A 13,878-nucleotide genomic window follows, 5' to 3' on the forward strand; every position below is an offset into this window, starting at 1 on the left:
AAGGCGCGGCAGATCGATCATTCTTGGGCGGACGGATTGGCGCGAGCCAGGGCGATGAATGCCTTGACCGCGGCAGAGGGGTTGCGACGGTTCGGGTAGTACAGGCAAAGCTTGTCCCTGGGCGGTGTCCAATCTTCCAACACTCGCTCGAACTGTCCGGCCTGGATTTCATCCTGAACGTCCTGCTCCATGAAAAAGCCGAGCCCCATGCTTTCCTGCACCACTGCCTTGACGACGCTCGGTTCATCGAGCGTGAGCGGGCCGCTCACATCGAGCCTGGTCACTTCCCCATCGCGCTCGAAATGCCAAGGAAAAATCGCCCCATTCGGCAAACGAACACGCAGGCACCGATGGTTGAGCAGATCAGGCGGCGTCCGTGGCCTACCGTATTGCTCGAAGTACGCCGGTGTACCGACCACGGCATACCGCTGCGGCAGGCCGAGGGGGATCACGATCATATCGCTCGGTACGAGGCTCGCGGAACGGACGCCGAAATCGAAGCCGTCAGCGACGATATCCACCAGGCGGCCTTCGGTGACAAGGTCGATGTGTACCTTCGGATGATGCCGCAGGAATTCCATCATCAACGGCAGCAGTGCCGCTCGAGCTGCGCTGGCGAACGCATTGATGCGCAGCGTGCCCGAAGGACCGGCATTGTGAGATCGCACCGCGTCGAGCGCAGTACGCAAATCCTGCAGGGCCGGCCCCACCTGCTCCAGAAAGATCCTGCCCGCTTCGGTGACGGCCACGCTACGCGTCGTACGATTGAACAACCGCGTTTCGAGGCTCGCTTCCAGCTTGGCGATGGTGCTGCTTAGCGCGGTGGTCGAGACATTGAGATCGATGGCGGCTTGTCGGAACGAAGCCCTGCGGGCAACCGCTAGGACAGCGTCCAGCTCGCTCAGGCCTAGACGAGTATCTGACATGAATTATCCTGAATTTTGGGATAGGCCATAAAGTTTATCCCAGTTGAGCAAACTATCGGTCAGGTAGCAAGATCGCTCCCAGCAATCCATCCAGGAGACCGGCCAATGAGCCTTCAGCTTCCCGACGTCGTTGAGACGTACTTCAATATCAGCAATGGCGGCGACGTATCACAGCTTGCGAGCTGCTTCTGCCCACAGGCCACGGTGTTCGATGAAAACCAGACGCATGAGGGCATTCAGGCCATCGAAGCTTGGCAACAGGAGGTCCGGCGGACGTTCTCCTTTGACGTTCAACCTTTGCAGGCGCTGCTGGGGGAGGGCAAGTTGACTGTCATCGCACGGCTTACTGGCGATTTTCCTGGTAGCCCGGTTCATCTGAGTCACGTCTTCACTCTGGAGGGCGATCGAATAGGTGCTCTGGAGATCACGCCATGCTGAACCTTGGCTTGAGTGGTAAGCGAGTCCTCGTCACCGGAGGCACCAAAGGCATCGGGAAGGCTGTAGTCGAGCTGTTCCTGGCGGAGGGCGCGCAGGTGCTTACCTCCGCTCGGAAGGCAAGCGGTACGCTGCCGGATAACCTCTTGGTCCAGGCCGATCTTTCGACCCGGGAAGGCTGTGATGCGGTCGTCGCCGCGACCAGGCAGCGATTGGGCAGTGTGGACATCATTGTCCACGTCCTGGGTGGTTCCTCGGCACCCGGCGGCGGCTTCGCGGCACTGGACGAAGAGCAGTGGCAACGTGAGCTCAATCTGAATCTGTTTCCGGCCGTGCGTCTGGATCGCGCCTTGCTACCGGATATGCTGGAGCGAAAGGAAGGGGTCATCCTCCACGTGACCTCCATCCAGAGTCGGCTGCCGCTGCCGGAAGCTACGACAGCCTACGCAGCGGCCAAGGCTGCGCTTTCGACTTACAGCAAGAGCCTATCGAAAGAGGTTTCGCCCAAGGGCGTCCGTGTTGTCCGGGTTTCGCCGGGCTGGGTGGAAACCGAAGCCTCGGTCGCCTTGGCCGAGCGACTCGCGCAGGAAGCCGGTACTGACTATCAAGGCGGCAAGCAGATCATCATGCAAGCCCTGGGAGGCATCCCGCTCGGGCGCCCCTCGACCCCGTCAGAGGTGGCCGACCTGATTGGCTTTCTGGCTTCGCCGCGAGCTTCATCTATCACGGGAAGTGAATTTGTGATCGACGGCGGAACGGTGCCGACGGCCTAGGCGGTTGTTTCGGCCGAGACATTACGATGCATCCCGGCGCTGAGCGAGGACGCAGGAACCAGTCAAAGTGTTTTGTGATCAACGGGCTCACGATAAAGACAATGAGGCTTACGGTGATCGGCGTTAGAACCAGTGTTCGATGCCACACAGCCCAGTTGTCGGCCAGCGGACTCAATGCGTAGAGCAGGAGCGTCACGATGGGGTAAACGAATACAGTCATGACGATTGCCATTCTGATTCTGGAGGGTCTGATCGGAACGAAGACGGGGCCGTCGCTTGCCTTCAGTCTCTTTGAGTTGCAGTTCATGGCCTTGGGCGTGTTCAAATCACTGGCCTCTCAGTAGTCGGCGCTCGGCCGCTGGCGAAACTTCTTGTACCAGGCGTCAAGGCGCGGATGAGCGGAGCCGAAAGGGTGGTCGAATCTCTCCCGGCATGTTTGAAAAATTGAAAATACCGTGCAATCCACGATCGAAGGCTTGTCTCCTGCCAGGAACTCGTTATCTCCGATCGTCGTCTCCAGGACATCCAGTATTTCGGTGACGTACCCAAAGAGCTTTTCAGCAACCTCCGGTGACGGGGACGGCTCCTTGGCAGGAAAGGATGGGGTCACGTTCCACAGCCAAAGCTGAGCCCGGACTACCAGATCAGTGCCCAGGCGTTCAAGCGACCGTATTTTTGATCGAGAAATGGCGTCCGTCCCAATCATTGGCGTGTCGGGATACAGCTCCTCCAGATATTCGACGATGGCGGCGGAGTCGGTGATGGGCACACCCTCATCCGTGAGGAGGGTCGGGGCTCGTCCGCTGGGATTGATTGCGAGGTATTCACGCGACTTGTGCTCTGCGCTCGCGTAATCAAGTTCATATCGCGGAACGTCAATCCCCTTTTCGCTCAGGTAGATGATAACGCGCCGCGGATTCGTGCCCTTTTGAAATTGGTAGAGGAGCATACGATCCAACCTCCCGAGTTTGGCATTCGATCACTTCGTGCCCCAGAGATTACCCGCAATACATCCTGTTACAATGGGGCATTTATGCTGTTACTAAAGTGATGCTTTAGGAGGTGTGAAGTGACGTCTGATCGATTAACGCGCGTGCCGGCCAGACAGGCGCTTGCGGACTTCATCCGCCAATGTCGCGAGCGCACGTCTCCAGAATCGCTTGGCCTGCCGCAGGGGCGCCGCCGTCGAACAAAGGGCCTGCGTCGTGAAGAAGTCGCCGCGTTGGCGGGTGTCGGCTTGACCTGGTACACCTGGTTTGAGCAGGGACGCGACATTGCGGTATCGGACGACTTCCTCCAGCGATTGGCGCGAGGGCTTCGGCTCGACCGAGCCGAACGGGAGCACCTTTTTGCCCTGGCTGGCCGTGAGACATTTGCGGATGGAGCTGAAAGTGCCGAGCTTCCTCAGTCACTGGTCACGATGATCAATGCTCTCGATCAAACCGCCTACATAATGGACAGCTCTTGGAATGTGCTGGCCCATAACGACGCGGCAAGGAACCTGTTTGAAGACTTCGCATTGCCGCGACCGAATATGATCCGCATCGTTTTCTTTTCCGACCACTACCGGCAAAAGATTCAAGACTGGCAGTTCGCCGCGAGGCTTGTCCTGCTCAAGGCGCGCCATGACTATCTGACGGGAGGGAAGAGCCCGATTCTAAAGTCCATCCTCAACGAGGTTCTTCAAGCCGTCCCACAAACGATGGAATGGTGGGATGACCCCGAAATCCTCCCCATCGGCGATACGGACATTACGCTGCGCGATGCACAGGGCCGTTGGCAAAGCTATCGCATCAATATCCTTGTCTCCAAGGACAGGCCCGGACTTCGCATCGCCTTCTACGATGAAAACGTAGCTTAGAGCGGAATGTACCGAACGGATCCCTTCTTTGAGCGAAGAGGTTCGCCACGGCTTTAGAAACAGCCCTCGCCAAGCTCACCATCATCACAAGAAGCGAAGACCCTGATAGCGCCTCAGACCGCTCGGGATGCGGCCCAAGGCAACCAGGCTTGCGCTCTACACCCATAAGTCAGCCACTCCGATCAACTGAAAGACCTCCTCTGCCGGGGGCTCGGCGAAAGTGATGTCCAAGTCACGGTAACCGGAGTGGTCCCCGACCAAGCTCAACTCGAATCGAGCCCCATCGGCGTCGGCTTCGTAGCTCTTCAAGTAAGTCAGGTTCTTGGTTTCATTGAAAACCACGTCCAGCGTGCCGTTGTAACCATTTCCCAGGCGGGTAAAGCCCAAGGCGGACAAATCGATCGTGTCTTCACCCACGGTGTAGTCAACCAGGCGATCAGTGTGGTTTTCGGTGGCGGTACGGTAGCTGTCGCTCAGTACGTCGAAGCGGAACACATCGTTGTTGCCGCCACCCGTCAATAGGTCCCGGCCCTCTGCGCCAACCAATACATCATTGCCTAGCGCTCCATAAAGGCGATCATCGCCCGCGAATCCTTCGATGATTTCGCCGCGAGCGTTGCCTTGTAAACGATCGGCCTCTTCGGTGCCCATCAGCCTGGCTGGCTGAAACAGGAGGTTGGTTTCATTCAGCGCTTGGCTCAAGTCACCGTCGAAGACCACTTCGAAGCGTTCCCCATCCGCGTTGGCATCGAAACTCTTGAGGTAGGTCCGCGTCCCGCTTTCATTGACTCGAATCGCCAGCGTTCCGTCATGTCCATTGCCCAGCCCGAGGAAGCCCAGGGACGCGAGGTCGATCGTATCGGTGCTGGGATCGAAGTCGGTGATGCGGTCGCTATGGGCCGTGGTTGCGGTTCGGTAGCTGTCTGTGACTGACTGGTAACGGAACGTATCGGCCCCGGCACCGCCCGTCAGCAGGTCACGACCTTGCTGGCCATCGAGCAGATCGTTACCGGCCCCGCCGAAGATCGCATCGTCGAACGAGGCGGTACCGAGCAAGAAGTCATCATCGCGGCCACCGTCAAGGTGGTAATAGCCGTCGTCGGGATTGCCAAAGCTGTGGTCCAGGCTACCGTCGGGGTTCAACTGGACCAGGGCGGCCAGATAGCCGTCCGCGCTGGTACCTTGGCTTCCGCCAATCAACAGCTTGCCGTCGGCCAGTACGACCATGTCGGCTACGGCGAAAGGCGCGCTTTGCGAGCCCCAACTTACCCGACCCTGATTACCGAAATCGGTGTCGAGCGAGCCATCGGCGTTGAGCCGGATGACGGTCGCCACGCCGCCCGAGGCGCCCGCCAGGAGGATTTTGCCGTCATCCTGGAGGACGAGGGCGTCTGCGTGAACATCCAGGGCCAGGCTGCCGCCGTTGGCAAAGCTGCTGTCCAGGGTGCCGTCCTGGTTGAGACGCGTCAGGGTATCCTGCCCCGTGACCAATACCTTCCCGTCTCCCTGCAGCGAAACGTCGATCGTGCGGCTGGGTTGAATGCCGACGGACGCTGGCAGGTGCAGGATCCCGGCCTCTGCGAAAGACGAGACCAAGGCCCCCGTCGCGTCGAAGCGGGCGATATAGATCTCCCCAGAGGGATACGCGGCGCTGGCGAAAAAACTGCCGTCGCGTTGCACGGAGAACGACGCTTGCTGGCCTAGAGAGTCATTCCAGTAGAAAGGCACTGTCGCGGTGCCGCCATTCCCGAAACTCGTATCGAGGCTGCCGTCAGCCAAGGTACGGCTTACGCCCGACACCCAGGTGTCGCCTACTTTCACGTATTGCGCCACCAGGTAACCCCCTCCCGGCTGCACCGCGGCATTACCGCCGTCCTCGATATCGAGCGCCACAGGCAGGAGGGATTTACCGTCGCCACTGAAGTGGCGGTCCAGGCTACCGTTGGCATTGAACCGGACCAGGCTGCCGGTGAAGCCTGAATCCTCTTCGCCGCCGAGTCCCAGGCGACTATAAGCGCCAAGCCAGATAGCACCGTCCGGATCGACCGTGATACCGCCGATTTTGTCCGAGCCCCACAAGGACGTGGCGACCATGCCTGTTTTCCCCACGGCTGAAGCGGCGGGCGAAATGCTCTGATTCATGTCCATGCCTCCGATAGCTATTCCGTCGCCAAAAACAATAGACAGGGTTCAGTCTGGTTGCCAGCAGCGGCTAGGATGTGGTCTTTCGCAGACGTCTCACTAATTGAAAGTCATTATCATTTGATATATTCTCGCGATTCTTCCTCGCTTGAGTCGCTTGCGTGTCCAGGCCATCCGATCCTCATTCCACCGACGGCCAGTTCGAGAGCCATTCGAGCGAGCTGCTGCACTTCCTCACACGGCAGGTGAAGTGCGCAGAACTGGCGGCCGACCTGCGCCAGGAGACTTGGCTGCGCTTTCGCCGGCGCGAATCCGGGCAGGAGATCGGCAACCTTCGTGCGTTCCTCTATCGCATCGCGCGCAACCTGATCATCGACTACCGCCGTCAGCAAAAATCCCGTCCGGTCGAGGAGGAGCTATCCATCGAATTGGTCAGTGCCCAGCCGGGTCCGGAGCGAGCGGCAAGCGACGCCCAGCGCCTGGAGCGACTGCAGCGCGTGGTCGAGGGTTTGCCCCCGCACCTGCGCCAGGCGTTGTTGTGGAATCGCCTGGACGGGCTGACCCAGCGTGAGATCGGCGAGCGCCTGGGTGTCTCGGAAAGCATGGCCGGACGCTATATCCTGAAGGCCCTCGAACACTGCCAGCAGCAGATGGACCCGCAGCCGTGAATCATCCTTCGCTTCTCGACCAGGCCCGACAATGGCAGGTGCTGCTGCATTCTGGCCGCGCCACCGCTGCCGATCGCGATGCCGCGCAGGCCTGGCGCCAGGCGGCGCCCGAGCACGAGCAGGCGTTGCGTGAGGTGGAAGGGCTGTGGTCGTTGCTCGGCCAGATAGAACGTCCGGCCGAGCAGCCCCAGGTGCGCGTGCTGCGTCGTCGTCGACTGTGGGCGGCTCCACTGGCCTGCGCCGCGATGCTGTTGCTCGCCTTGTGGCTACCGCGCGGCACCTGGATTGGCCTGTATGCCGACATCAGCACCCAACCGGGGGAGGTGCGCGAGGTGCGGCTGGCCGATGGTTCGCTGCTGACCCTCAACGGCGATTCGGCGCTGGACTGGCAGTTTGTCGACGGTCGCCGCGAGGTCAGGCTGTACCGCGGCGAGGCGGATTTCCAGGTCGCCCATGACCCGGCTCGACCGTTCACTGTCAGGGCCGGCGAGGCGCGCATCCGCGTCACTGGTACGCGCTTCGATGTGCGTCTGGAGGAGGGCGGTGTCGACCTTGCGGTAAGCGAGGGCCGCGTGTTGGCCTCCAGCGAGGGAAGCGAACCGCTGCCCGTGGTCGGCGGGCAGCAGGTGCAGTGGCGCGGCGGGGCGCTGCAGGCGCCGCAGGCACTGGATGCGCGCCAGCGCTTGAGCTGGCAGCGCGGCAAGCTGGTGTTCCGCGACCAGCCGCTGGAGCAAGTGTTCGCCGAGCTTGAGCGCAGCCAGTCTGCGCGAGTGCTGTTTGTCGACGAAGCCGCTCGCCGGCTACAGGTGACCGGCGTGTTCGCCCTTGACGACCCACAGGCGGTGTTGAGCGCTGTGGAAAGCACCTTGCCTGTGCGTCTGGTGCGCCTGCCGGGGTTGATCCTGGTCACGTCCCGCTGAGCTTCGCGCCGCGCCTGTACCTTCAAAAAAAAGAAAATATTTAGGCGGCGATGGTTCAGAAATCATCGCCGCCTTCGTCTTCCGTTCCTGCAAATGCGACTTCTTCGTATTGAAAGCCAAGGACATCAGCATGCGGTCGACTTCCTTCCTCGCGGCGCTAGCCGTTCTTCCCCTGGCCATGGCCGCCGCACAGGCGCGAGCCGTCGAGCTCGACGTGCCTGCCCAGCGGCTCGACGCGGCACTCACCGATTTCGCCGAGCAGGCCAACGTGCGGTTGCTCTATGACGCCGGCCTGACTCGTGGCAGCGCCATGGTGCCGGCGCTCAAGGGCGACTATTCGGTGGTCGACGGCCTGCAGCGGTTGCTGGAGGGCAGCGGCCTGACCTTCCAGGCCGGCAACGACGGCACTATCACCCTGGTGCCGCTGCCCGAGCAGGGCGTGCTGGAGCTGGGCCCGACCACCATCAGTGGGCTCGCCGAAGACCGTGTCGACCTGCCGGCCGAGTACGCCGGCGGGGAGGCGGCGCGCGGTGCCCGCATCGGCGTGCTGGGCAACCAGGACATGCAAGATGTGCCCTTCGCTTTCTCCAGCTACACCTCCGAGCTGATCGAGAAGCGCCAGGCGCAGACCCTGGCCGATGTACTGGCCAGCGATCCGGGCGTGCGTCAGTCGTTCGGCTTCGGCAACTTCTCCCAGGTGTTCGTCGTGCGCGGGTTCCAGCTGTTCAGCGACGACATTGCCTTCAACGGCCTGTACGGCATTCTGCCGCGCCAGATCATCTCCACCGAGTCGGTCGAGCGGGTCGAGGTGTTCAAGGGGGCCAACGCCTTCGTCAATGGCGTATCGCCGTCGGGCAGCGGTGTCGGCGGGGCGATCAACGTGGTCTCCAAGCGTGCCGAGGACACCCCCACGCGCAGCGCCACCCTGGACTATGCCAGCGACAGCCGGGTAGGCGGGCACCTCGACCTGGGCCAGCGCTTCGGCGAGGACAACCGCTTCGGCGTGCGGGTGAACCTGGCCCAGCGCGAGGGCGAGACCGCGGTGGACGATGAGCACTCGCGCTTCAGCCTGGCCACCCTCGGGCTGGACTATCGCGGTGACCGTCTGCGCCTGTCCGCGGACCTCGGTTACCAGAAGCAACGGGTCAATGAGGGACGCTCGGTGGTCTATCTGACCACGACGGGGCCTACCAGTACACTCAACGGCAAGACGCCGTCGGCACCCGACGCCGACCACAACTACGCGCAACCCTGGAGCTGGTCGCAGCTCGAAGACACCTATGGCATGTTCAGCGCCGAGTACGACCTGTCGCCCACATGGACCGCCTACCTGAGCGCCGGCGGCAAATACACGCGGGAGAACGGCGTCTACGCCTCCAACTACGTCTATGGCGCGAATGGCGACGCCCGTATCGGCCGCCTCTATTCGCCGCTGGACCAGGAAACCCTCAGCGCCGTCACCGGGCTGCGCGGCGAACTCGCCACCGGGCCGGTCAGCCACCGCATCAACCTGGCCGCCAATGGCATCTGGCAGGAGAAGCGCAACGCATTCGAGTCCACTGCGGCGGGCAGTCGTGGCTTTGGCAACCTGTATGAGGGCCAGCCCGTGGCTGAGCCGCCGGCCACCAGCGTTTCCGGCGATATCCACGACCCGGACACCACCGCCAAGGTGCAGAACCGTAGCCTGGCGGTGTCCGACACCCTGGGCTTGCTCGACGACCGCGTGCTGCTGACCCTGGGCGTGCGCCGCCAATCCATCGGCGCCGATGCCTGGAACGCGGCCAGCGGTGCCCGCACCTCCAACTATCAGGAAAGTATCACCACGCCGGCCTATGGCCTGGTGATCAAGCCCACCGAGTACCTGTCGCTCTATGCCAACCGCGTCGAGTCGCTGCAACAGGGCCCGACCGCGCCGGCCGCCGCGCTCAACAACGGCGAGATGTTCGCACCCTATCGCTCCAAGCAGACCGAAGTGGGCGCCAAGCTCGACTGGGGCACCTTCGGCGGCAGCCTCAGCCTGTTCCGCATCGAGCAGCCCCAGGGCGTGCTCGGCGGCGACGGCTACTACCGAGTGGATGCCGAGCAGCGCAACCGCGGCGTGGAACTGAGCCTGTTCGGCGAACCGCTGGACGGCCTGCGCCTGCTGAGCGGCGCCACCTGGACCAAAGCCGAACTCAGCGGCACCGCTGGCGGGCGCGACGATGGTAACCAGGCGGTGGGGGTGCCGAAATTCCAGTTCAATCTGGGCGCCGACTGGGATGTGCCCGGCTTGCCCGGAGTGAGCCTGAACGGCCTGCTACTGCGCACCGGCGGCCAGTTCGTAGACAGCGCCAACGAATACAGCATCCCCGCCTGGACCCGCGTCGACTTGGGCGCGCGCTATCGGACGAAAATGGATGGCCGCGGGGTGACCTTCAACGCGATGCTGGAGAACGTTGCCGATGAGAATTACTGGGCCTCGGCTAATGGTGGTTATTTGACTCAAGGGGCACCGCGCACGTTGAAGGTGTCGGCTACTGTTGATTTCTGAGGTTGTTCACGATTAAGGAGGTGGCGTGGCACGCTGCTTGATCACGCTAAGGCGATTTCACCAGACCCTCCGAGAGGCTGCATTTGCGGCCTCTGTTGTTATTGATTTGATTGCGCCAGAGCCAGCCATGGGTATCGTCAAAGAGGGCGGTGAATTCAGTCTTATTGCCGCGGATCAAATGCATCGAGAGCTGAATGCATTATCCCCACTGGGGGAGGCATTCTGGGTGCCTATTCCGGCCTGCTATCAGGCATTAGTCGGAAGAGGTTACCAGGCTGGTTTCCATACGAAACTCCTCCAGGAAATGAACTCAATTTTAAGGTGGGCCCCTCGGCAGCAATTCACTGGAGATTCATCGCCAGGAATCGCTCGACATCGTCGATCATGCCCTTTACGTCTCCGGTGGTAAATTTATCTGCGTCCCCATGGGCGGCGGCGTTACGGATGCCGGCCATTGCTGTGATGCGCTTCTGCTGGAGCAGGTTGTAAACGCCAGCTCTCGCCAGGTCCGCATTCATCTTGTCGAGCTTTGCATGGCCAATCTCGTTCTCCGTGCAAAGGTTACGAATAGTAGTTTCCAACACCACCCCAGCAATCACCGCCGCAGCCGACGAATATCCCGCTGACAACAGCTCGCTGGCCTGCTCAAGCTCGCTTCCGAATACTTCCGCTTGCACCAGATTGCGGACGGTATTGAGGTAGCCGCCCTCGTAGTCTTCTTTGGCGGCTAAGAAAACCGCTTTAACGCGACCAAGCTCTTCGAAGTTATTCGAGAACGAGACAGGCTTTTCCGCTTCGATGAACGCAGTCATATGGTGAGATTTTTCACCGCACACATTGCTCAGAAGAGACTTTGCCTTCACCTCCCACCCAAGAAGGGAATTGGAGTCGATGTGAGGATAAGACCCTCTTAGCTCGCTGTGTCTCATCGTTTTTGTGGCCTCAAGGGCCAAGATCTGTGTCTCAAGCTCAGCAAATCGCCTTTCGAACAACTTTGCCATTTCGACTTCCTTCTCTAGGTCTGGGACATCCCGCTCTGATAGTCACCAAGGGGAGCGACGTTAGCAATAGTCGCCACCAATGTGAGCAGGCATGCTCACATTTGAGCGCACCGTTTCGGCAATTTTGTACAGATCAGTACAAGGAAACCTTCCAGGTATCAATCGGCTGAATATCAAATCCTACTGGACCCTACTTAGCTTTGATGCACGTAGAAATTCTAACGCTTCCAAAAAGACATCTGATAGCTCCTGTCTAGATATCACCTCGCTCTCATTTAACTGCCAAGCAATGCCGCACTTGAGGTCCAAGCCGGGATAGGCAACGTGATTGTCAGTCGCTTTATGCCTGCCTGCGGCTTCAAATTTAGCCAGGGGGACCCGCAATCTGGCGAAGCGGTCGCGCGCTTGGTTAACTCGTGCCCCAACTTCAGGCGGATCGTCGCTCTGCCCCTCCCTTATACGCTGAGCCAGGGTTCGCAGGATTTCGTAAGCCCCCAGCACCCACAGGTAAGACTGAGTTCTGTGGTGCTGAATCGAGTCGAAGTCAAAAATTGAGTTCAACTGCGCAGAATCGGCTTGGACAACTCTCGCATCAGCCGCACAGAGCTGTGCATCCAGCTGTCCCATATCCTGCATCAAACTCACTAGGTGCTCTTCAAACCTTGCCAAGCCAATTGACACTTTCAACCACCGTTCGAAGCGCTCTTCCATGGATCTACTTTTCGGTTGATATTATGAAAATGGACGGATTTATTTGCTTGAAATAGTTCCGTTCCCCCATTGGGTATGTTGAGGTAAAAAGCCCAGTCATGTAAGGCGGGGCTTTTACGGGTTATTTACCTTTTTTGTGCTTGTGTACGTCTAGATCGGGATGTTTAGGTTTATTCTCGGGAGTAACACTACGACGCTGGTCTGTTTTGCCAGTCGAGTCAGCTATCGGTTTTGGTCCAGGTTTGATACTCATATGGATATCTCCTTAAAATTAATATTTATATGCCTTTGCAAACTATCACCGTATAGCTATCCGCTCAGCACGGCACATGATCACTGGCACACCTCACACTGTAGCTTGCATTTCTTCTGCTAGTGATGATTCTTATCAACCTTCATACCTGTTTCTTTCCTCCCGGCAGGCATACCTGCCCAGCTAATTCTTGGGTAATCGCTATCCCGCGCTCTGACTGGTCAATTTCAGGTTGGCCTCGTCGTACTCAAGGCTGTGTTGGCCGCTCTCTGGGATAGTCTGTCCGCTTGCGAGCTATAGTGCGTGCTGCAAGGGGGCTCTTAAGTCGATCTTCTCTGTGCCTAAGTCCAAGTGCTAACGTTTGGCCATATCGATCAACTGCACTTGATAGCGATAGCGTGCAGCGATATGCCTGATCATGACGGCGCCAAGCGAGAGCCCGACAACTCCTGCACCAATTGCCATCAATGCCATGTTGGGAAGATTTTGTAAGGTTATTCCGGAGCTAATTGTGCTGCCGATCCAGTTCAGGCCGCCGGTTTTTCCCCCAAACTCTTTGGCAAAGAAATACCCAGATGTGAGAAGGCCTAGTACGGCGCTTTTGTCACCAAAGAAATGAGCGACTCGGGCCTCTACGCGCTTGATCTTCAGCTCCAGCCAGCATTTTGCATCGTTCAAAGCTTCATCATCGTGCTTGGATAAGGCATAGACCATAGCTTGCTCGTGTTTGATGTCGTCCAGCAGATTTTGAAGCGAGATCTCTTTCCATCGAAATAATACGTAGCCGGTTGCCAGAATAGGTATCAACAATGCCAAGATCGCCAGCGTGCATGAAAGGATCACGATGATCAGCGCACCGAGTTTTACCCACTCATAGAGCGAGCCTCCGAAATATGCCCATGCTGCCAAGCTCCATGCTGGAATCATAAGCACGACAGCGATTCCCATACTCCAATTGGAGATACGTTCTGCTTTTGATTCGAATCCGGTGCGCCGCTCGGCTGCTGATAGAGGTTCGCATTGGCTGAGTTCTGTGAGGACGCCCAGCGTTTCGCTGAGATGGCTGTTTTTATACGACGCATTCATGCAATAGAGCCTCCTTGAGGCGTGGTTTGAAGGAAATCGATTCTCCGAATAACTTTCTGTCCCGATGTTTGCAGGTTCATTCGAAGGTGGAAGCTGTGACCGCCTTCCTCACACAAGTCGGCCTGCACAGGTATCAATACCCCAATGGCCGAAATCAAAAAAACGGGCGCTTCAGACGCCCGTCGCCTCATCAGCTTTCAACCTGCGCCTGAAGCCGTCGACCAATCACCTCCAGCAGATCGCACCCATCACGCAACGGAATCACCAAAAGCTGTGCGAAGTCCGAAAGCACTACCGTGTCGCTGGCGATCTCGGAGCGAAACGCGATGTTTTCTAGTACCTGGGTCACCACGCGGATCCGGTAGTCAGCCGTTGCATGCAGAACGTCGAGCGGGGCTTGTGTATCGATGAGCAGTGAAGCGGGGGTGCAGTCAATGCCAGTGATGGGAACATACCTTTCCATGTTTGAAACTCCGATCTAATGAGGTTTTAACCACTCAATCGTCGCCAAACAATTGGGTGGCAGTTGCACGCAGGTTGGCGAACCGGGATCGAAAACCGGCAGACCCGAA

Annotated in this window: 14 protein-coding genes; 7 read left to right on the forward strand and 7 right to left on the reverse strand. The window is 59.1% G+C overall.

Annotated elements, in window-relative coordinates; translation table 11 throughout:
* Positions 1-17: 17 nt before the first annotated feature.
* On the reverse strand, positions 18-926 hold the full coding sequence (locus tag V7773_RS06130; RefSeq protein ID WP_063320578.1) for a LysR family transcriptional regulator: 909 nt from the start codon (positions 924-926) through the stop codon (positions 18-20).
* A gap of 105 nt (positions 927-1,031) precedes the next feature.
* Between V7773_RS06130 and V7773_RS06135 the strand changes: the two genes are divergently transcribed.
* From V7773_RS06135 to V7773_RS06145, 3 genes are all read left to right on the forward strand, one after another.
* On the forward strand, positions 1,032-1,364 hold the full coding sequence (locus tag V7773_RS06135; RefSeq protein ID WP_092144609.1) for a nuclear transport factor 2 family protein: 333 nt from the start codon (positions 1,032-1,034) through the stop codon (positions 1,362-1,364).
* A complete protein-coding gene (locus tag V7773_RS06140; protein WP_207282907.1) occupies positions 1,358-2,134 on the forward strand; it encodes an SDR family oxidoreductase in 777 nt (258 codons plus the stop codon). Before V7773_RS06135 ends, V7773_RS06140 begins: the two co-directional genes overlap by 7 nt.
* 218 nt (positions 2,135-2,352) lie before the next feature.
* Positions 2,353-2,478 (forward strand): hypothetical protein, encoded by a 126-nt coding sequence (locus V7773_RS06145; RefSeq protein ID WP_256572671.1) that lies wholly within the window; start codon positions 2,353-2,355, stop codon positions 2,476-2,478.
* On the opposite strand, the gene V7773_RS06150 is transcribed toward V7773_RS06145, so the two are convergent.
* A complete protein-coding gene (locus tag V7773_RS06150) occupies positions 2,472-3,083 on the reverse strand; it encodes a glutathione S-transferase family protein (RefSeq protein WP_336072681.1) in 612 nt (203 codons plus the stop codon). The two genes, V7773_RS06145 and V7773_RS06150, sit on opposite strands and share 7 nt — an antisense overlap.
* Before the next feature lie 120 nt (positions 3,084-3,203).
* Here V7773_RS06150 and V7773_RS06155 point away from each other — a divergent pair, with 120 nt between their 5' ends.
* Positions 3,204-3,995 (forward strand): MmyB family transcriptional regulator, encoded by a 792-nt coding sequence (locus tag V7773_RS06155; RefSeq protein WP_336072682.1) that lies wholly within the window; start codon positions 3,204-3,206, stop codon positions 3,993-3,995.
* 156 nt (positions 3,996-4,151) lie between these two features.
* Here V7773_RS06155 and V7773_RS06160 read toward each other — a convergent pair whose 3' ends face one another.
* Entirely contained in the window at positions 4,152-6,137 is a 1,986-nt protein-coding gene (locus V7773_RS06160) for a M10 family metallopeptidase C-terminal domain-containing protein (RefSeq protein ID WP_336072683.1), read from the reverse strand.
* A 161-nt stretch (positions 6,138-6,298) separates the two neighbouring features.
* On the opposite strand from V7773_RS06160, the gene V7773_RS06165 reads away from it, so the two are divergent.
* The 3 genes from V7773_RS06165 to V7773_RS06175 all read left to right on the forward strand — a co-directional run bounded on the left by V7773_RS06165 (position 6,299) and on the right by V7773_RS06175 (position 10,255).
* Positions 6,299-6,805, forward strand: a complete 507-nt coding sequence (locus V7773_RS06165; protein ID WP_092144619.1) for an RNA polymerase sigma factor — start codon at positions 6,299-6,301, stop codon at positions 6,803-6,805.
* Complete coding sequence (locus tag V7773_RS06170) at positions 6,802-7,725, forward strand: FecR family protein (protein ID WP_336072684.1); 924 nt, start codon at positions 6,802-6,804, stop codon at positions 7,723-7,725. The genes V7773_RS06165 and V7773_RS06170 overlap by 4 nt, the downstream gene beginning before the upstream one ends.
* A gap of 130 nt (positions 7,726-7,855) precedes the next feature.
* Positions 7,856-10,255 carry a TonB-dependent receptor gene (locus tag V7773_RS06175; RefSeq protein ID WP_336072685.1) on the forward strand — a complete coding sequence of 800 codons (2,400 nt, stop codon included), beginning with the start codon at positions 7,856-7,858 and terminating at the stop codon, positions 10,253-10,255.
* Positions 10,256-10,596: 341 nt separating this feature from the next.
* On the opposite strand, the gene V7773_RS06180 is transcribed toward V7773_RS06175, so the two are convergent.
* The 4 genes from V7773_RS06180 to V7773_RS06195 form a co-directional block, all read right to left on the reverse strand.
* The gene (locus tag V7773_RS06180) at positions 10,597-11,256 is read right to left on the reverse strand and encodes a DUF4145 domain-containing protein (protein ID WP_336072686.1); all 660 of its coding nucleotides are present in this window, start codon (positions 11,254-11,256) and stop codon (positions 10,597-10,599) included.
* A gap of 180 nt (positions 11,257-11,436) precedes the next feature.
* Complete coding sequence (locus tag V7773_RS06185; protein WP_336072687.1) at positions 11,437-11,967, reverse strand: hypothetical protein; 531 nt, start codon at positions 11,965-11,967, stop codon at positions 11,437-11,439.
* 607 nt (positions 11,968-12,574) lie between these two features.
* On the reverse strand, positions 12,575-13,306 hold the full coding sequence (locus V7773_RS06190) for a hypothetical protein (RefSeq protein ID WP_336072688.1): 732 nt from the start codon (positions 13,304-13,306) through the stop codon (positions 12,575-12,577).
* Positions 13,307-13,496: 190 nt separating this feature from the next.
* On the reverse strand, positions 13,497-13,769 hold the full coding sequence (locus tag V7773_RS06195) for a hypothetical protein (RefSeq protein ID WP_107322763.1): 273 nt from the start codon (positions 13,767-13,769) through the stop codon (positions 13,497-13,499).
* Positions 13,770-13,878 lie beyond the last annotated feature (109 nt).

Origin of the sequence: Pseudomonas sp. 3JA (genome assembly GCF_036961705.1) — a bacterium.
Taxonomy (GTDB): Bacteria; Pseudomonadota; Gammaproteobacteria; order Pseudomonadales; family Pseudomonadaceae; genus Aquipseudomonas; species Aquipseudomonas fluorescens_Q.

Bases quoted from the DNA above. Each gene is read 5' to 3' on its own strand.
- V7773_RS06130 (WP_063320578.1), bottom strand. From the start codon at position 926: ATGTCAGATACTCGTCTAGGCCTGAGCGAGCTGGACGCTGTCCTAGCG.
- V7773_RS06135 (WP_092144609.1), top strand. From the start codon at position 1,032: ATGAGCCTTCAGCTTCCCGACGTCGTTGAGACGTACTTCAATATCAGC.
- V7773_RS06140 (WP_207282907.1), top strand. From the start codon at position 1,358: ATGCTGAACCTTGGCTTGAGTGGTAAGCGAGTCCTCGTCACCGGAGGC.
- V7773_RS06145 (WP_256572671.1), top strand. From the start codon at position 2,353: ATGACGATTGCCATTCTGATTCTGGAGGGTCTGATCGGAACGAAGACG.
- V7773_RS06150 (WP_336072681.1), bottom strand. From the start codon at position 3,083: ATGCTCCTCTACCAATTTCAAAAGGGCACGAATCCGCGGCGCGTTATC.
- V7773_RS06160 (WP_336072683.1), bottom strand. From the start codon at position 6,137: ATGAATCAGAGCATTTCGCCCGCCGCTTCAGCCGTGGGGAAAACAGGC.
- V7773_RS06175 (WP_336072685.1), top strand. From the start codon at position 7,856: ATGCGGTCGACTTCCTTCCTCGCGGCGCTAGCCGTTCTTCCCCTGGCC.
- V7773_RS06180 (WP_336072686.1), bottom strand. From the start codon at position 11,256: ATGGCAAAGTTGTTCGAAAGGCGATTTGCTGAGCTTGAGACACAGATC.
- V7773_RS06185 (WP_336072687.1), bottom strand. From the start codon at position 11,967: ATGGAAGAGCGCTTCGAACGGTGGTTGAAAGTGTCAATTGGCTTGGCA.
- V7773_RS06190 (WP_336072688.1), bottom strand. From the start codon at position 13,306: ATGAATGCGTCGTATAAAAACAGCCATCTCAGCGAAACGCTGGGCGTC.
- V7773_RS06195 (WP_107322763.1), bottom strand. From the start codon at position 13,769: ATGGAAAGGTATGTTCCCATCACTGGCATTGACTGCACCCCCGCTTCA.